18 protein-coding genes are annotated in these 17,458 nt (G+C 42.6%); 7 read left to right on the top strand and 11 right to left on the bottom strand.

Features of this window, described 5'->3' with window-relative positions:
- The first annotated feature begins 135 nt into the window (after positions 1-135).
- Positions 136-951, top strand: a complete 816-nt coding sequence (locus MN086_RS00440) for a peptidylprolyl isomerase (RefSeq protein WP_248576103.1) — start codon at positions 136-138, stop codon at positions 949-951.
- 26 nt (positions 952-977) lie between these two features.
- Positions 978-1,544 (top strand): dCTP deaminase, encoded by a 567-nt coding sequence (gene dcd, locus MN086_RS00435; protein WP_248576102.1) that lies wholly within the window; start codon positions 978-980, stop codon positions 1,542-1,544.
- Positions 1,545-1,575: 31 nt separating this feature from the next.
- Here the strand turns inward: dcd and asnB are convergent, their stop codons facing one another.
- On the bottom strand, positions 1,576-3,372 hold the full coding sequence (gene asnB, locus MN086_RS00430; protein WP_248576101.1) for an asparagine synthase (glutamine-hydrolyzing): 1,797 nt from the start codon (positions 3,370-3,372) through the stop codon (positions 1,576-1,578).
- Between the two features lie 124 nt (positions 3,373-3,496).
- On the opposite strand from asnB, the gene topA reads away from it, so the two are divergent.
- The 3 genes from topA to MN086_RS00415 are packed head-to-tail and all read left to right on the top strand — an operon-like array spanning position 3,497 to position 7,714.
- Positions 3,497-5,695, top strand: a complete 2,199-nt coding sequence (gene topA / locus MN086_RS00425) for a type I DNA topoisomerase (RefSeq protein WP_248576100.1) — start codon at positions 3,497-3,499, stop codon at positions 5,693-5,695.
- The gene (locus MN086_RS00420; RefSeq protein ID WP_248576099.1) at positions 5,695-6,555 is read left to right on the top strand and encodes a biotin synthase; all 861 of its coding nucleotides are present in this window, start codon (positions 5,695-5,697) and stop codon (positions 6,553-6,555) included. The genes topA and MN086_RS00420 overlap by 1 nt, the downstream gene beginning before the upstream one ends.
- The gene (locus MN086_RS00415; RefSeq protein ID WP_248576098.1) at positions 6,542-7,714 is read left to right on the top strand and encodes a cation:proton antiporter; all 1,173 of its coding nucleotides are present in this window, start codon (positions 6,542-6,544) and stop codon (positions 7,712-7,714) included. The genes MN086_RS00420 and MN086_RS00415 overlap by 14 nt, the downstream gene beginning before the upstream one ends.
- A 19-nt stretch (positions 7,715-7,733) precedes the next feature.
- Here the strand turns inward: MN086_RS00415 and MN086_RS00410 are convergent, their stop codons facing one another.
- The 4 genes from MN086_RS00410 to recA all read right to left on the bottom strand — a co-directional run bounded on the left by MN086_RS00410 (position 7,734) and on the right by recA (position 11,445).
- Entirely contained in the window at positions 7,734-8,567 is an 834-nt protein-coding gene (locus MN086_RS00410; RefSeq protein ID WP_248576097.1) for a hypothetical protein, read from the bottom strand.
- A 2-nt stretch (positions 8,568-8,569) separates the two neighbouring features.
- Positions 8,570-8,821: a hypothetical protein gene (locus tag MN086_RS00405; RefSeq protein WP_248576096.1), complete on the bottom strand. Its 252-nt coding sequence runs from the start codon at positions 8,819-8,821 to the stop codon at positions 8,570-8,572.
- Positions 8,822-8,836: 15 nt separating this feature from the next.
- A complete protein-coding gene (gene eno / locus MN086_RS00400; RefSeq protein WP_248576095.1) occupies positions 8,837-10,111 on the bottom strand; it encodes a phosphopyruvate hydratase in 1,275 nt (424 codons plus the stop codon).
- 296 nt (positions 10,112-10,407) lie between these two features.
- Positions 10,408-11,445 carry a recombinase RecA gene (recA, locus tag MN086_RS00395; RefSeq protein WP_248576094.1) on the bottom strand — a complete coding sequence of 346 codons (1,038 nt, stop codon included), beginning with the start codon at positions 11,443-11,445 and terminating at the stop codon, positions 10,408-10,410.
- Between the two features lie 174 nt (positions 11,446-11,619).
- Here recA and MN086_RS00390 point away from each other — a divergent pair, with 174 nt between their 5' ends.
- Both MN086_RS00390 and MN086_RS00385 read left to right on the top strand, forming a co-directional pair.
- Entirely contained in the window at positions 11,620-12,483 is an 864-nt protein-coding gene (locus MN086_RS00390; RefSeq protein WP_248576093.1) for a menaquinone biosynthesis family protein, read from the top strand.
- A complete protein-coding gene (locus MN086_RS00385; RefSeq protein ID WP_248576092.1) occupies positions 12,484-13,260 on the top strand; it encodes a UDP-N-acetylmuramate dehydrogenase in 777 nt (258 codons plus the stop codon).
- A 6-nt stretch (positions 13,261-13,266) separates the two neighbouring features.
- Here the strand turns inward: MN086_RS00385 and MN086_RS00380 are convergent, their stop codons facing one another.
- The 6 genes from MN086_RS00380 to MN086_RS00355 all read right to left on the bottom strand — a co-directional run bounded on the left by MN086_RS00380 (position 13,267) and on the right by MN086_RS00355 (position 17,454).
- The gene (locus MN086_RS00380) at positions 13,267-13,791 is read right to left on the bottom strand and encodes a DUF1566 domain-containing protein (protein WP_248576091.1); all 525 of its coding nucleotides are present in this window, start codon (positions 13,789-13,791) and stop codon (positions 13,267-13,269) included.
- 108 nt (positions 13,792-13,899) lie between these two features.
- Positions 13,900-14,493: a murein L,D-transpeptidase family protein gene (locus tag MN086_RS00375; RefSeq protein ID WP_248576090.1), complete on the bottom strand. Its 594-nt coding sequence runs from the start codon at positions 14,491-14,493 to the stop codon at positions 13,900-13,902.
- Between the two features lie 22 nt (positions 14,494-14,515).
- Positions 14,516-14,902 (bottom strand): hypothetical protein, encoded by a 387-nt coding sequence (locus MN086_RS00370; protein WP_248576089.1) that lies wholly within the window; start codon positions 14,900-14,902, stop codon positions 14,516-14,518.
- Between the two features lie 9 nt (positions 14,903-14,911).
- Positions 14,912-15,481, bottom strand: coding sequence for a murein L,D-transpeptidase family protein (locus tag MN086_RS00365; protein WP_248576088.1), 570 nt, complete (start codon positions 15,479-15,481; stop codon positions 14,912-14,914).
- Positions 15,482-15,632: 151 nt separating this feature from the next.
- Entirely contained in the window at positions 15,633-16,148 is a 516-nt protein-coding gene (gene tpx / locus MN086_RS00360; RefSeq protein WP_248576087.1) for a thiol peroxidase, read from the bottom strand.
- Between the two features lie 136 nt (positions 16,149-16,284).
- Positions 16,285-17,454, bottom strand: a complete 1,170-nt coding sequence (locus tag MN086_RS00355; protein WP_248576086.1) for an NAD(P)/FAD-dependent oxidoreductase — start codon at positions 17,452-17,454, stop codon at positions 16,285-16,287.
- Positions 17,455-17,458 lie beyond the last annotated feature (4 nt).

Genomic DNA, 17,458 nt, shown 5'->3' with positions numbered 1-17,458 from the left:
ACAGCTTTTTGGAATGTCTCTGTGAAGCTGATGATATTCACATTGATGTGTCAATTTGCTATGAAAAAGTATTATATCCTAAACATTTACCCGATTATGCTATAATTTTCCAACTTATTAGGGAAACGAAACTATATGAAAAAACTTATTCTATTTGGACTGATCACTTTACTAACACTCTCGCAGGCAAAAATGGTGGATGCCATTGCCATTATCGTTGAGGGGGAACCTATCACTACTGCAGAGATACGTGCCGTACAACAGCAGATGCAGGTTTCAAAGAAGCAAGCCACAGATCTTCTTATCCAGGACCGACTGCAAAAATCAGCCATGAAAGATGTGCAGATCGCTGAAGCGGATATCGATGAAAAGATATCTGCGATCGCGGCACAGAATAATCTTACTGTTCCTAAAATGCAAAAGATCCTCAAAGAGCAGGGTACCACATGGAACCAATATCGGGCAAGTGTCAAAGAGGCGATGAAAAAAGAGAAGTTCTTTCAGGAGAATGTGGTCAGCTCCATCCCCGCGCCAAGTGAAGATGAACTCAAGCTTTTTTACAGAAACCACCAAGATGAATTTACCATTCCTGCCACTGTCAAGCTGGTCGAATACTCTGCACCCTCTGAAAAGGTCATAAAGCAATTTCTTCAAACCAAAAATCCAAAAGGTGTAAAAAGCCGTTCTGTTACAAAACAAACCGAGGACCTCAACTCTGCTTTGCTTGGAAGTATCTTGCAAACACAGGATGGTTCGTTTACACGCCCTTTTAATGCGGGAGACCGATATATAAGCTATAAAGTACTTTCCAAAAAGGGCAAGGTAAATATGTCTTTTGAAGCAGCCCAGGGTACCGTTGCTGCAAAATGGAGACAACAGCAGCAAAGCAAAGCGCTCAAAGATTATTTTGAAAAGATCAAAACAAACGCTGATATACAAATACTCAGATAAGATATTATTTAAAAGGAAGGAAGAATATGGGACTAAAATCCGATAAATGGATACGCGAAAAATCACTGAACGAAGCAATGATCACACCTTTTTGTGAGGGGTTGGTAGGAGAAGGAGTTGTCAGTTACGGGCTAAGCTCATATGGGTATGACATTCGTGTCACGGATGAATTCAAGATCTTTACGAACATCAACGCAGAAGTGGTGGATCCAAAAGATTTCAATGAAAACAATGTGGTGGATTTCAAAGGGGATGTCTGTATCGTGCCTCCTAACTCTTTTGCCCTTGCAAGAACCGTAGAGTACTTTAAAATGCCAAGTGATACCTTAGCGATCTGTCTAGGAAAAAGTACCTATGCACGCTGCGGTATCATCGTCAATGTGACACCGTTCGAGCCTGGCTTTGAAGGGCATATCACGATAGAGATATCCAACACGACACCGCTGCCTGCGAAGATCTATGCCAATGAAGGTATCGCACAGGTACTCTTCCTGCAGGGAGATGAGCAATGTGAAACGACCTATAGCGACAGAGCAGGCAAATACCAAAGCCAAACAGGTATCACCCTTCCAAGAATCCTTAAAAACAGTTAACTGCAAAGCCCTGGGTAATGTGAATCGTTACCTAGGATCTACCATATACTTTTTCCAACCATTTACATAACATATAGAGTGAGAAAAGATGTTGCTTGAACATCCCTTGTTTCCCTTTTTCCAAATACATTCCAAGTTCACTTTCATTAAAAAGGTTCATTTTTGCTTGTATCCGCCTAATGACCTCCAACTCCCCACTCTCCTGTAGCCATTCTATGTAGGGATAGTTAAACCCTTTTTTCTTGCGATCCACGATCTCTTTGGGAAGATACTTTCTCGCGACATGTTTCACCAGTGCCTTGGAGGGTTTCATCATACGAATCTCAGGCCTGCAGGAGAATGCTGTAGCGACCACTTCTTTGTCCAAGAATGGACTTCTTGCCTCGACACTGTGTGCCATGCTCATGCGGTCAAGTTTGCGTAAAAAGACATTCCCCAGCATCACTTTGAGATCTACAAAACTATACCACTCTATAGGCGAGGTGCGCCCGCTTTTTTCAAACTCTTCCCTGTAGGGTTCAAGTGCTTTGACAGAGTGGTTATCTTTTACATTCATACGCAGAAGTCTATTTTGCTGAAGATCGGTAAAGATTTCTGCTGTGGAGCGAAACAGTAAACTCTCTTCAAAGACACGTTTGTACCACTCCCACTCTTTATGCATAGAAAAATGCGATTTGAAATAGTGCTGCAGCCACCCTTTGAACTCCAAGCCCTTGGCCTGTTCAAGATCATAAAACTCCTTATAGGTCCTGTAGCCCATAAAAAGTTCATCACTTCCATCCCCCGTCAACACCACCTTAAATCCCTCTTGATGAACTGTTTTCATCAAATGGTAAAGCGGCAACATGGCAGGGTCCGCCAAAGGTTCATCCAAAGAAGAGACCACCTCCTCAATCGTTTGCAAAAAATCTGCTTTACTAAAGCATACTTCATGATGGTTGGAGTCTATATGCTCTGCTACCACTCTGGCAAAAGGACGTTCATCATACTTCTCATACCCTTCATACCCTATACTGAAGGTATCTATCCTTTGCTCCAAAGAAGCCATGGCAGAGATGAGAGAAGAATCCACACCTCCGGAAAGCAAACAGGCGAACTTGACCTCTTTGGGTAAGCGCAGCGATACGGACTCCAGAAGTACTTTTTCCAACGCTTCTACTGCACACTCTTCGTTCTCTATGACTTGTGTATTTCTGAGCGGGGAATAATACTTTTTCCTTGTTACCCTCTTTCCCTCTAAAGTAAAGGTTACCATCTCCCCTGCATCCACTTGATAGATATGCCTATCAAAGGTCTGAGGAGAAAGCGGTGTTTGAAAAGAGAAGTACTGTGTCAATATCTGTCTATTAAACGTAAGCGGGATGAGCGAATGGATGGCTTTCATTTCGCTGGCAAATATAAATCTTTGGGCATCTAAACTGTAATAGATCGGTTTCTTTCCAAAAGGGTCGCGGAATAACTTGACCTGAACATCTTCAATGATAGCGATGGCGAACATTCCCCGAAGGTGTATGACAAAATCATCTCCCCATACCCTGTATGCTTCATAGAGGACATCGGCCTCACTTGGTTTATTCAGCTGAAGTTCTTCCGCCAATATTTCATAATTATAAATTTCACCGTTAAAAAGTATCTGTATCCCAGTACGGTTCATGATTTTAGTGGGTGATTTCGTTACATCGGTCACAGCAAGCCGATGTACACCAAGAAAACAGTGGCCATTCGCTGAAGTATACTGTGCATCTATCCCCCGATGAGTCAATGATTGAAAAGCCTCTTTGGCGGCTTCCTCCTCATAGGTTCCGATAATTCCAAATATTGCACACACCTATCGAAGTCCTTGGTTATTACTTGTTTTCTTAATTATACTTGCTTAAAATAATACTCTTCTCTTGCTTTTACTCTCTTTTGTGTTACAATGCCAAAAATTGTTCAGTATAAAGTAAGTAAATATGAAAAACCTAATTATAGTAGAATCACCTGCTAAAGCACGTACCATTACCAGTTTCTTAAATAAAGACTATAAAGTCATCGCCTCAAAAGGGCATATCCGTGACCTTCCAAAAAGTACTTTTGGTATTACGGTAGATGATGAAAACGGTGACCTTATACCCAAGTACTCCATTCCAAGAGATGCGAACCCCACAGTCAAAGAGTTAAAAAAACTTTCCAAAGAGGCAGAGACAGTGTTTATCGCGACGGATGAGGACCGCGAGGGTGAGGCTATCGGGTACCATATTGCCAAGGCGATCGGGAAAGAGCCTACGGAGCTTCCTCGTATCGTCTTTCATGAGATCACCAAAAATGCCATACAGCATGCTCTTGAAACACCGCGTAAAGTCGATATGGACTCTGTGGATGCACAGCAGACAAGAAGACTGCTTGACCGTATTGTAGGGTACAAACTTTCGCCTCTGCTTGCAAGTAAGATCCAAAAAGGGCTGAGTGCCGGTAGAGTACAAAGTTCGACACTAAAACTGGTCGTAGACAGAGAACGTGAGATCAAAGCATTCGTGCCTGAAGAGTACTGGACGATCGATGCACGGTTTGAAAAAGATATCGAAGCCTCTATCTATGACTATAACGGTCTGAAGATAGAGAAGCTGACGATTAAAACAGAAGCAGATGCCACGGAGATCGTCACTTCGGCCAAAAGTGAATCATTCGTTGTCGCTTCACTCGAAAAGACCAAAAGAAAGACCAAAACACCTCCGCCGTTCATGACATCAACCCTGCAGCAAACAGCCTCTACCCAACTGGGATTTTCACCTAAAAAAACAATGATGGTTGCACAGAAACTCTATGAAGGAGTGAAAACCGACAAGGGTACCATGGGTGTCATCACCTATATGAGAACCGACTCGCTCAATCTTGCAAAAGAGGCGGTAACCGCAGCAAGAGAACACATCCAAAAGACGTACGGGGAGAAATATCTCCCGGCTAAAGCCAAAAACTATGCCACAAAGTCCAAAGGGGCACAAGAAGCCCATGAAGCGATCCGTCCGACGATGATCGAGTTTGACGGCAAGACAGCGGCAGACTATCTCTCTGTCGATGAACTGAAACTCTACAGACTGATCTATAACCGTTTCTTGGCCTGCCAGATGACAGAAGCAGAGATGGAGTCTCAAACACTTCTCTTCAAAGGGGATAAATGCACCTTCAAAGCAAGCGGAAGAAAACTCCTTTTTGATGGGTTCTATAAAGTCACAGGGTATACCGATAAAGACAAGCTTCTGCCGGAACTGGAAAAAGGTCAATCGGTGAGCCTGGATGACATCAAGCAGGAACAGCACTTCACAGAACCTCCTGCACGGTACAACGAAGCCAGTCTCATCAAAAAACTGGAGTCCCTGGGTATCGGCCGTCCGAGTACCTATGCACCCACTGTCACCACACTTCAAACACGAAAGTATATTGAAGTAGAGAAAAAACGTATCCATCCTACAGAGGTTGCCTTTACCGTCACTGAGATGCTTGAAAAGCACTTTCCTGAGATCGTAGACAGCGGGTTTACCTCAAACATGGAAGAGACACTTGATGAGATAGCAGAGGGAAATACGGACTGGCAGACAGTACTCAAAGCATTCTACACCCCATTTTTACAAAAGGTAGAAGAGGGAAAGAAAAAGATCAAGAGTCTTAAAGTAGCAGTCCCTACAGGGGAAAAGTGTCCGAAGTGTGACTCTGAACTGCTTCTGCGTAAAGGACGTTATGGCGAATTTATCGCATGTAGCAATTTTCCTAAATGCAAATACACCAAGAACCCGGACGGTACAGAGGTAGAAGGACCGGAAGAGACGGATGAAAAGTGTGAAAAATGCGGTTCGATGATGGTCATAAAAAACTCTAAAAGAGGGAAGTTCCTTGCCTGTTCCGCCTACCCGAAATGTAAAAATGCAAAGTCTCTTGAACCTGCCAAAGAGCTTACTGTTCCCTGTCCGGAATGCGGAGGGAAACTCCAGGAGAGAGAAGGGAAAAGAGGCAAATTCTTTGGTTGTGTAAACTACCCGAAATGTAAATTCATCGCTAACTTTGAGCCTGTAGACAAAAAATGTCCGGAGTGTGGCTATACTATGGGGATCAAAAATCTCAAAAGCGGTGATGTCTATGAGTGCTTTAAATGCAAACATAAAGAGGAGGCAAAATAATGTCTAACCCTAAACAACAAATATTTTTATGCGCTATCAACAATATCCTCAGCGGTACCTGTAAAGAGGACTGCAAGTTCTGTACCCAAAGTGTGAGATATCATGCAGATATCGAACGCTACAGTTACAAAGATATAGGTCAGATCGTCTCTGAAGCAAAAGCGGCAAAGGCCAACGGTGCTTTGGGCTACTGTCTTGTCACTGCAGGTAAAGGGCTGGATGATAAAAAAGTGGATTTTGTTGCCCGTGCTGCACAGGCAGTCAAAGCTGAAGTCAAGGACCTCAACCTTATTGCGTGCAACGGTACAGCCAGTAAAGAGCAGCTTCACTATCTGAAACAGCATGGTATCGATAGTTATAACCATAACCTAGAGACCTCTGAACGTTATTATGCAGAGATTTGTACCACACATGCCTGGAGTGAACGTTATGAGACATGCGAGAATGTCAAATCAGTAGGTTTAGCACTCTGTTCTGGTGGTATCTTCGGTATGGGAGAAACCAAAGAGGACAGAGATGCCCTTCTCAATGCGATCGCATCTCTTAGCCCGGAATCAACACCGCTCAACTTTTATCATCCTAATCCTGCACTTCCTATCAAAACAAGGAACATAGAATTGGATGAAGCTGTAGCTATCATTAAAAAGGCGCGTGCACTTCTGGGAGAAGAGAAACTGCTTATGGTGGCAGGCGGACGGGAACTTCTCTTTAACGGAAAAGAAAATCTCATGTTCGAATCGGGTGCGAATGCTATGGTTATAGGAAATTATCTGACCACCAAAGGCATCGAAGCAAACAGTGATAAAGAGATGCTCAATAGACTTGGCTACAAGGTAGCAACAAGCTGTGATACACACTAATATAGTCCATATACTTACGCTATCACTGCTAATATGGGGGAGCCCTTTTGTTGCCAAATTTTTTCGTTTGCCGATGCCCCCTGTGGAAATTATATTAGGGTCTATAGTCGCCTATTTTGGGTTGGTTGGCCATAACCCGTACTTTACCCTCATTGCAGAAGTCGGATTCCTCTATCTCATGTTCTTAGCCGGGATGGAGGTCGATCTGAAGCAGATTACAAAAAGCCCCAAAATGGTGATCCAGAGATCCATACTCTTTCTCTTTTTCATGGTCATCTTTTCTATGATCTTTGGTTTTATCTTTGATCTCAATACGATTGTCATTATCTCTATGCCGCTGATATCCATAGGCTTATTGGCCTCTTTATCCAAAGTATACGGGAAAGAAGAACCATGGATACGTTTAGCCTTCATCGCAGGTGTCCTGGGTGAGATATTAAGTATTGCCGCACTGACCATCTTCGATGCATACATTACTACGGGATCGCCCATGGAACTTATTTTGAAGGTCGGATACCTTCTTCTGTTCATCTTGGTGATCTTTATACTCTATAGAATGTTCAATCTGCTTTTTTGGTGGTACCCGGAACTCAAAAGTATTTTGGTGCCCAAACTGAACACTTCCGCACAAGATATACGCCTCTCCATGGCCCTCTTCTTTATCATGATCGCTGTCATGCTCTCACTGGAGTTAGAAGTTGCCCTGGGTGCGTTCATCGCTGGGATAGGGATCTCTGCATTCTTTCATCATGAGAAAGAGCTTGAAGAAAAAATGTCCAGTCTCGGCTTTGGTTTTTTGGTACCCCTCTTCTTTATCCATGTCGGTGCATCTTTTGATCTGAAGGCCCTTACTCTGGAAGGTGTTGTTCCAGGGGCACTGCTGATTACGGTTTTGATGATTGTGGCTAGACTATTCGCTGCGATCGTATTGAGAGGGATTAATGGTAGTTCGAAGGATGCTATTCTGATAGCGCTGTCTCTCTCTATGCCATTGACCCTTCTTGTTGCTGTTGCAACCATTGGGTATGACACAAAGTTACTAGACCAGTTGACCTATTATCAGCTGATCTTGGCCAGTATATTTGAGATATTAATCTCTATGACGATCATTAAGGTTTTACAGGTGAATAAACGCCTCAATAAAAAAGGGGAGCAATAACAGTTAAAAGCGTAAAAACCTACTCAGCCGTATTCATCTCCTGTACCGCCTCTAAATATTTCTTATCTGCTGCCTCTTTTGCTGCTCTTTTTTCTGCATCAAGGTCAATATCTGTAATGTCAGATTTTTTTGCAGGGGTCTCTTTTTCGGTAGATACTTTTTCTACTGCAATTATTTCAGATTCACCCTTTCTCATCTCTTGCACTGCTTCCCAATACTTCGTATCTGCCGCATCTTTTGCTGCTTTCTTTTCTGCGTCAACATCTATGTTCTGTGCTGAATTTTCAGCTTTTTTTGCCGCTGCTTCTTTTTCGGCTAACGCTTTTTCCGCTGCTCTTGCTTCCTCTGCTATTCTTTTTAATTCCGCTTTTTCTTCCGCTTCTTTCGCAAGCTTCTCGGCTCTTTTTTTCTCATAGGCCTCGACTTCAAGCTTCTCTTTTTCAGCTTGCTCTTTTGCTTTTTTTAGCTCTTCTTCTTTAGCAGCAATCTGGGCTAATAGTGCTTCTTTCTCTTTTTGGGCCTTCGCCTCTTCTGCTTTTTTCGCTTCTAGTTTTTCAGCTGCTTTTTTTTTATTGGCGGCATCCGTGCTTTGCTGACCTGCAGCCTCTGCTTTACCAGATTCTGACACGTTTGCTTCCTCTACTTCGACGTCCTCTTCCACTTCAACGTCTTCTTCTACAGCTTCTGGGGCATCAATGGCATCCTCTTCCTCGTCAGAGAACTCATCATCAGACCCTGCAGCAGCTCTCAGGTCAGAGAGAAATGAATGTGTTGATATGTCAATATCTTTAAAACCTGATGCATTCGCACTCATAAATAATACCGCCATTACTGCCCATAGATACTTCTTCATACTTACTCCTTAGGTTCTAACTGTTTTAATTCAAAATACTCTTTTTGAAGTCTTTGATTTTCTTCTTTTAATATTTTCTCTTCAAGAGACAAGCCTTGTTTTTTCTCTTTTAACTGATTCAAAACAGTTAGTGAGTTCTCCCCATAGACCAAGACACCAACATAGATGCCAAAGAGAAGGATACCAAGTACCGTCACTAAAAAAGTTTTTAGTGACAGTCCCGCTATGCTATCTTCCTCCCTCGGATCTGCCATATATTATACCTTCATTTACTTTGTAAAAATTGACGCACCCAAATACTCGAACTGACCGAGTTCCGCTTCGATCTCAAGCAATCTGTTATATTTAGCGATTCTGTCGCTTCTTGCCGTTGATCCCGTTTTTATTTCACCGGTATTCAAAGCAACTGCAAAGTCTGCAATAAACGTATCTTCGCTCTCTCCTGAACGGTGGGACATGACACATGTATACCCGCTTCTTTGCGCGAGACGTACTGTTTGCATCGTTTCAGAAACCGTTCCTATCTGATTTGGTTTGATCAGGATAGAGTTTGCAATATCTTTTTCGATCCCTTCTGCCAAGATAGATACATTGGTAACAAAGAGGTCATCACCTACTAGCTGTACTTTGTCTCCCAGTACGTCTGTAAGATGTTTCCACCCGTCCCAATCATCTTCACTTAATCCGTCTTCGATCGAAACGATAGGATACTTCGAACACATATCAGCATAGTATGCGGTAAGCTCCTCAGATGTCAATTCTCTATTTTCTGATTTAAGGACATACTTCCCTGCATCATTGATAAGCTCAGATGCAGCAACATCAAGAGCGATAGCGATCTGCTCGCCTGGCTTGTATCCCGCTTTTTCGATCGCCTGCATGATGACCTGAATAGGTTCTTCGTTCGACTTAAGGTTTGGAGCAAAACCACCTTCATCTCCAACAGCTGTACTCTCACCCATACCATCAATGATCTTTTTGAGGTTGTGATACACTTCCGCACAAGCTCTCAGTCCCTCAGAGAATCTATCAAACCCTACCGGCATGACCATATACTCTTGAAAGTCTACAGAGTTGTTCGCATGCTCCCCACCATTAATGATGTTAAGCATTGGCACAGGCATAACCACAGCATTCGCCCCACCAAGATAACGGTAAAGCGGCATACCCATACTTTTTGCAGCTGCACGCGCTACCGCCATGGAGACACCGAGCACTGCATTCGCACCCATGTTTCCATAGTTGTTCGTGCCGTCTACCTCTTTCATCACAAGGTCTACTTCTGCCTGGTTGAAAGGACTGAGTCCTACGAGTGCATCAGAGATAGGGCCATTCACATTTTCACAGGCTTGCAGTACGCCTTTACCCATGTATCTGTCACCCCCGTCACGAAGCTCAAGTGCTTCACGTTTACCTGTACTCGCACCACTAGGAACAATAGCACTCTCCACTGTTCCGTCACTCAAACTCACTGTTGCTTTTACTGTAGGGTTTCCTCTACTGTCCATCACCTCTGTTGCTACGATCTCATCGATAAAAATCATCTCTGTCCTTTACATATTTACTATTTTACATTTATCTATTATTTTATCGAAATTTACCCAATACTTAAATGAGTATCGCTGATCAAAGAATCATGAGGAAGCTAGAGTGTATCATAATGTGAAGTTTTTGTCTTCTTCGTCTAAAAAACCCTCATTTTAAGAGATATAAGGAAACCCTTAGAAGAGTTAAAAAAAGTTCAACGGTAGTGTTTTGGTAGACTGGATTTTGATACTCCTCTATCATATCATGCCAGAACCTCCAGGAGTATATGAGGCTCTAGGCGAAGTGTCCCTATTTAATCTTCGATCATTTCACTCTCGTCGACTGCCAGTGCTTCACCAAAGCCGAGTGCTTCTTTGATTTTGCCTTCCAGTTCTGCCATAAGTTCAGGGTTCTCTTTGATGGTGACCTTTGCATTCTCCTTACCTTGGCCCAGTTTCTCACTACCATAAGAGAACCATGCCCCCGATTTATCTATAATATCCATCTTCACCCCATAATCAATGAGCTCTCCTACAAAAGAGATCCCTTCCCCGAACATAATGTCAAACTCTGCCTGTCTAAATGGAGGTGCCACTTTATTTTTCACTACTTTTGCTTTGACACGGTTACCTATGGAAGATTCGCCCTGTTTTAGCGTTGCGATACGACGTACATCAATTCTTACAGAACAGTAGAACTTCAAGGCATTCCCCCCTGTCGTCGTCTCTGGTGATCCGTACCCCATGGTACCGATCTTCATACGAATTTGGTTAATGAAGATCACTGTTGTGTTCGTTTTATGAAGGATAGCAGTGAGTTTACGCAGTGCCTGAGACATCAGTCTTGCCTGAAGTCCTACGTGAGAGTCACCCATATCTCCCTCTATCTCACTTTTTGGTGTCAGTGCCGCAACGGAGTCAACGATGATTAGGTCAACCGCTGCTGATCTTGCCAATGTTTCAAGTACATCCAGTGCCTGCTCACCAAAATCCGGTTGAGAGACCAAAAGATTATCCGTATCCACACCCAGGTTTCTGGCATACACAACATCCAGCGCATGTTCCGCATCGATGAATGCGCACACCATCTCCTTTTTCTGTGCCGAAGCAATGGTCTGCAGCGCAAGTGTGGTTTTACCTGATGACTCAGGGCCATAGATCTCTATAATACGCCCTTGAGGGATACCGCCTATCCCCAATGCCATATCTAAACCGAGTGAGCCTGTTGAGATAGATTCAATAGGTTCAAACTCTTTGTCTCCCAGTCTCATCAGTGTACCTTTACCAAACGTCTTATCGATTTGTTTGATTGCCATATCCAGTGCTTTTTGCTTGTTTGCATCCATTGCCATTGTCATATCCTTAACCTTAATGTTGAATTCTAGCACCATTCTAATAGGTTTCTCATACAACTTTCAAAAATATGTCAAATTGACATGTTTTTTGATAAAAATCTCTAAAAAGTTGCCACAAATACAAACAATGATAAAATACATCCATTCCTAACAAAGAGAGTACCCTAGCCTATGAACCCTATACAATTAGCCCATTCTCCGGACGCAGATGATATTTTTATGTATTTTGCCATTAAATTTGGCTGGGTTGATACCAAAGGCTATACCTTTGAAAACATCGGTCTGGACATTGAAACACTCAATGTAGAAGCCCTGAAGGGGACCTATGATGTTTCTGCCATCAGTTTTGGTATGTATCCGCTTATCAAAGATGAGTATGCACTCCTTCGCACGGCAGTGAGTTTCGGTGAAGGGTATGGTCCAAAGCTCATACGCCGTAAAGATAAGAAGCTCAAACGTAATTTTAAAGTGGCACTTTCGGGGAAATACACAACCAATGCCATGCTTTTCAGGATCTATTACCCTGATGCACGACCGGTCTATATGGATTTCCTTGAGATTGAGGAGGCTGTCGTTTCAGGCAAGGTCGATGCGGGTGTACTGATCCATGAGTCCATCTTGGATTTTGATGCAAGCCTGGAAGTCGAAAAAGAGATCTGGGATATCTGGGTAGAGTTGGCAGGGGAAGGTTTGCCTCTCCCGCTTGGCGGTATGGCGATACGAAGAAGTCTTCCTTTGAACCGTGCGATAGATATAGAAAATATTCTCATTGAGGGTGTCAAAGTGGCCAATGAGAGAAAAGAAGAGCTCTGTACCAAACTGGAATCAGAACATCTTGTACGTATCTCAGATAAAATGCTCAAAAAATACCTTGATATGTATGCGTCTGATGCCTCTGTCGAACTCTCTGATCTCCAGATCAAAGCACTGGACAGATTGTACGAATTAGGCTTTGAGCATGGTTTATGGGAAACACCCATCAAATCCGAAATGTATTTAATTCCCAAAGAGTACGAAGCCCTACGGAACAGCTAAATGTTTTTTAAGACCGTAGACTTCTCCAAATACTCCAGTATCAAAGTAGGCCAGCCCACACAAGTACTTATGATAGAAGAAGGCGATACCATTCCTGAAGACCGATACCTCATCGGAGGCGCGAACAACCTGCTTGTCTCCCCTACACCTCCGCCGTTGATGATGCTTTCTAAAGATTTTGCTACTATTACACAAGAAAGAGAGATGCTGGTGATCGGTGCAGCCATGCCTACAGGACGCATCGTATCCTATGCAAAAAAACACGATATCGGCGGTTTTGAGTTTTGTGCCAAACTCCCCGGCACACTGGGCGGTATGCTTGCGATGAATGCCGGTGTCAAAGAGTATGAGATATTTAATATTTTACACTCTGTAAAGATCAATGACGAGTGGATTTTAGCAGATGATATAGAACACGGTTACCGTTTCGCCAAACTGGGAGGTATTGCAACCCAGGCAAAGTTTGAGATACAGCATGGCTTTGACCAGAAACTGCTGGATGAGCTTCTCAACCTGCGATCCAACCAGCCCCTTGAACCCAGTGCAGGTTCGGTATTTAAAAACCCTGAAGGGGATTATGCCGGACGTCTGATAGAAGCTGTGGGACTAAAAGGTGTAAGAAGAGGTCAAATGCAATGGAGTACGGTGCATGCCAATTTCTTGGTTAATTTAGGGGGTGGAACCTATGAAGAAGCCAAGTCGCTTATAGACTTGGCAAAAAGTGAAGTGCTAAACAGGTTTAATATAGCGTTAATAGAAGAGATAAAAATCCTTTAGCAAAACCTATTTGACATCTTTCGATCCGGAGAATACAGCCCCTCCATCTAAACAGCGGACACATCTAATATAGTTTGACTCGCTCGGGTTTCTTGCATATTGCATTGCATCTGCTGTAAATACCACATAATATCTATTCTCTGTAGTAGGTGTAGATGACCAAAAGTCTGCACCGCGATGGTATGTAAATGGATTGTCTTGTGGATTATGAACATTCGTCAATTCATCTGCTGTAGGTAATCTCCAATCATTATACCCCGCATAGTTCAATGCACGGCAGTAATTCATCGCATGACCATGCTTACCTGCCTTTCCTACTGAGTGCCCACGTTTAAATGCACCATCTTCTCCATCTGTGTAAACTGCATCTTGCCACATCAGTTTTTGGTCTGCATCTATATAGACTTTATTTGTTTTACAAGGTGTTTTCGATACTTCAACTACAGGTGAAAGTGTTTCACTTGTATCTCCCCCTGCCATTAGTAAAGTTGTGAACATAGCTAGAGATGCCGATATTAGTACTTTTTTCATATTTTTCTCCTTTGGTGACCCAATATTATTCAATATCATAATATAAGATTCATCAAACCAAGCTAAATTTTACATATAATCTGAAATAATCTAATATTATATAATAAATCATGCATGTATTTCTATGGGTATACCCTTTTCAACAGCAGACCAAAGTTTATCCATTGCAAGATTTGGAACGGCCATACATCCCTCCGTCCAATCACGTGAAAGGGTGTACTCATCCCCTCTTCCATCCGCATTCCATTTAGGTTGTCCGTGTATCGTGATATACCCACCCGGGTTTACACCTCTTTTTCTTGCTCTGGCTTTATCAGCTTCGCTGGGGTAAGAGATCATGAGCGATCGATAGAGTCTTGCATCGCATTTCTTTCTCACAATGCTATAAGTACCTTCCGGCGTTCTATAATCTCCTGCCTTTACCTTGTTCCCCGCATCAGCTCCACCATTCGCACCTAGTGAGATACGGAATGTTTCAACTACCTTACCATCTTTATAGGCATACAACACTCTTTTTTTCTTATAGACAACGATCTTATCTATTGTATTACTGTGGTCTATTTCTGACCCGCTTGCCAATTCTTTTATACACTCTTTTGTTGCATAAGGTGTATTATCCACCTTTCCATAGTATGGGGTTTCTCCACACCCAACAATGAATAGCACAACAAGCAAGCCTAGCATACTCAATGTTATCTTCATCTGTTTCCTTTCAGGGGAATGGTCAACCCCAATCCTCATTTTGACGTTTTGATTTATGTTTATCTTTCTTATAAGAGGTACAGTTCTTTAACTTCTGTAACCGATTTAAATTACTCATCTCTGCTTCACGTATATCAGAAAGATCCTTATCCGTAAACTCCTCAACCAAACATGTACTTTGATGCACACGCGTGATATACTCTTTCAGTTGTTGATGATACTCAGATTCTAACTGTACCTCTTCTTTTTCATCAAATTTGCTTTTTAACTGCCCAAATTTTTTTACAAAACCCTCAGCAGTGACATGTTCATCTCTGAACATACGAAAAAGGTTTTTACTGATCTTTTCCAGTTCCACTATATATTTCTGACGATTAAATTTATCGATCTGTTTTTGCGTATATCTCACAAGCCGCCTTTACCTTATAATAATAGGAACACCTTCACGTACAGCATACCACAACTCTTTCATTGCGGAGTTTGTCACAGCCACACACCCTTGCGTCCAATTTTTAGATAACGTATAGCTATCCCCCTTGCCATCCGCATTCCAGGTAGGTTGTCCATGGAGTGTAACCGCTCCACCCGGATTTACGCCTCTTCTTGCAGCGCTTACTTTGTCTTCAGGACGTGGGTATGAGATACAAAGTGAACGAAAGTATTTAGGAGAACAGAGCTTTCTGGAGATCCAGAATTCACCTTCAGGTGTTCTATTGTCTCCTTGCTGCTGCTTGTGCCCTATCGGATTTCTCCCTAAAGAGACAGGAAGTGTATTTTGTACTTTCCCCTCTTTATACAAATACATTTTACGCTCTTTTTTGACCACAACGATCTTATCGATACTTTCACCCTGAGAAAAATCCTCAGCCTCCAGTAACTCTTCTCTGCACTCTTCTAGAGTATAGTGGTTGTTCACTACCGTAGGTTCAAGAGGCTGCTTACATCCTGTCAACCATAGTAGCATCATAAATCCATAGAGATATCGCATATGTTTTACTATCCTTCAAGCGTATAATGGGGAAATTTTAGCACAATTTAGATAACTAACGGTAAATAAAAAAGAGTGAAAATAGAGAGAAGAACATAAGATAGGGATAAACCTCTTTGAAAGAGGAGGTCTATCTCAGAAGGGAAGCGGATTAGCAAGCTGCCTTAGCTGCGGCCAATGCCTCTTCGTAGTTAGGCTCTTGAGTAATTTCCGGAACCACTTGCTTATACGAAACCTTACCATCTTTACCGATCACAAAGATCACTCTCGCCATAAGACCCGCTAAAGGACCATCTGCCAAAAGCACACCATAATTGTTAGCAAATTCTTTGTTTCTAAAGTCTGAACATACTTTAATGTTATCGATCCCCGCAGCACCACACCATCTAGCTGCAGCAAATGGAAGGTCCATAGATACAGTAATAACTTCTACACCTTCCAGGCCAGCTGCTTCAGCGTTAAATCTTCTGGTTTCTGCATCACACACACCTGTATCAAGTGATGGTACGGCAATGACCAATTGTACTTTACCTTCACCACCGATTGTCTCATCTTGAAGCATTGGATCACAGTTCACTACTGTTGTTGCTGGCGCTGTGTCACCCACATTTATCTCTGTACCTGCTAGATTACATACAATGTCGTTTTTAAATGTTACTGTTGCCATTAAATTTCCTTAAATTAATTTTTGTACATGCATTATCTCTTAAAAGATATAAATACAATCTTAAGTAGGACAAAAATACTCTTATTTATAAGAAAAAGCCAAAAACGCATGATAAAATGGATCATCTACTGCATCATTACATTCCCGGAATTCTAGGGATCCTTCCTAGTTTCGAATAACGGCAATACCATCCCCACATCTTTTTCATCCAGTGACCAACGACAGGCATAGGGATCATTTTACCACCCTTTTCACTACGATAGACAAATGCTGCACCATTTCCTGTATCCATCACACATAAAATATTCAAATGTTCCATATAGCTCTGTTTGGAATCTATGTTTTGTATGCTATTCATAATGTTGTAGGCTACATTTTTAGCCATCACTTCAGCGACATGCCCCTGTTTCGCTCTCCACTCAGGCCCCATAAGTGATGCAGAATCACCAATGGCATACACGCCATCAAACCCTTCTATCTCATTATACTCATTGGTGACAACATACCCCGCATCGCTGAGTGGCAGTCCGGACGCTTTAAGTATATGATGTCCGGTACCTGCGGAGATAAACATCGTCAGATCCGATTCCAGTTTCGTCCCATCTTCAAAACAGATACCATCTTCTTCAAAATGGGTGATCTTGCTGCCGACTTTTTTCTGGATGTTCGTCATCTTGAACATCTTGTCCATCATCACTAACGCTTTTTCACCCATCTTCTGTCCGGGTTTTTCCATAGGGGCAAAAAAAGTAAGTTCAAAGTTTTCACGTACCCCTTTTCTCCTCAGATAAGTATCCACATTAAAAAGTACTTCAAATGCAGGTCCTCCACGTACAGCAGAAGTATCCTTAGGGTTACCTCCGAAGCCCATGGCAATTTTCCCTCCATTTTTCCCTATCAATCTCTCCAAACGTTCATACAGTTCCGTAGCCTCTTCAGGCTTACCGCAGATAGAGAGTGTATGCTCCAATCCCTTTAACTGTATCTTGTCCTGTCCGAGCGCCACAACGAGATAGGGATACCCTTCTAAAACACGACCGCTATTTAAAGTCACCCTCTTGGCTTCCGCGTCAAATTGAAGTACGGGATCCACAATAAGCTGAAAGCCATGTTTCATCGCAAGCTTATCCAGGGGGACAGATACATCTTCTTGCGTTGCTTCACCCGTGGGTATCCAGATAGAAGTAGGATAAATATAAAAATAATCCCTGTCACTGACCAAAGTGACATCCAAATCATGTTTTCGAAGATGGATTGCCGCTTCAACCCCGGCAAATCCTCCGCCCAATACCAATACTCTACGCATCGTC

The organism is Sulfurovum sp. XGS-02 (assembly GCF_023213175.1).
GTDB lineage: Bacteria > Campylobacterota > Campylobacteria > Campylobacterales > Sulfurovaceae > Sulfurovum.
Note: the sequence above shows the minus strand (reverse complement) of the source record. Positions and strands in the feature narration are given on the sequence as shown.

Bases quoted from the DNA above. Each gene is read 5' to 3' on its own strand.
- MN086_RS00440 (WP_248576103.1), top strand. From the start codon at position 136: ATGAAAAAACTTATTCTATTTGGACTGATCACTTTACTAACACTCTCG.
- dcd (WP_248576102.1), top strand. From the start codon at position 978: ATGGGACTAAAATCCGATAAATGGATACGCGAAAAATCACTGAACGAA.
- topA (WP_248576100.1), top strand. From the start codon at position 3,497: ATGAAAAACCTAATTATAGTAGAATCACCTGCTAAAGCACGTACCATT.
- MN086_RS00420 (WP_248576099.1), top strand. From the start codon at position 5,695: ATGTCTAACCCTAAACAACAAATATTTTTATGCGCTATCAACAATATC.
- MN086_RS00410 (WP_248576097.1), bottom strand. From the start codon at position 8,567: ATGAAGAAGTATCTATGGGCAGTAATGGCGGTATTATTTATGAGTGCG.
- MN086_RS00405 (WP_248576096.1), bottom strand. From the start codon at position 8,821: ATGGCAGATCCGAGGGAGGAAGATAGCATAGCGGGACTGTCACTAAAA.
- eno (WP_248576095.1), bottom strand. From the start codon at position 10,111: ATGATTTTTATCGATGAGATCGTAGCAACAGAGGTGATGGACAGTAGA.
- recA (WP_248576094.1), bottom strand. From the start codon at position 11,445: ATGGCAATGGATGCAAACAAGCAAAAAGCACTGGATATGGCAATCAAA.
- MN086_RS00390 (WP_248576093.1), top strand. From the start codon at position 11,620: ATGAACCCTATACAATTAGCCCATTCTCCGGACGCAGATGATATTTTT.
- MN086_RS00385 (WP_248576092.1), top strand. From the start codon at position 12,484: ATGTTTTTTAAGACCGTAGACTTCTCCAAATACTCCAGTATCAAAGTA.
- MN086_RS00380 (WP_248576091.1), bottom strand. From the start codon at position 13,791: ATGAAAAAAGTACTAATATCGGCATCTCTAGCTATGTTCACAACTTTA.
- MN086_RS00375 (WP_248576090.1), bottom strand. From the start codon at position 14,493: ATGAAGATAACATTGAGTATGCTAGGCTTGCTTGTTGTGCTATTCATT.
- MN086_RS00365 (WP_248576088.1), bottom strand. From the start codon at position 15,481: ATGCGATATCTCTATGGATTTATGATGCTACTATGGTTGACAGGATGT.
- tpx (WP_248576087.1), bottom strand. From the start codon at position 16,148: ATGGCAACAGTAACATTTAAAAACGACATTGTATGTAATCTAGCAGGT.
- MN086_RS00355 (WP_248576086.1), bottom strand. From the start codon at position 17,454: ATGCGTAGAGTATTGGTATTGGGCGGAGGATTTGCCGGGGTTGAAGCG.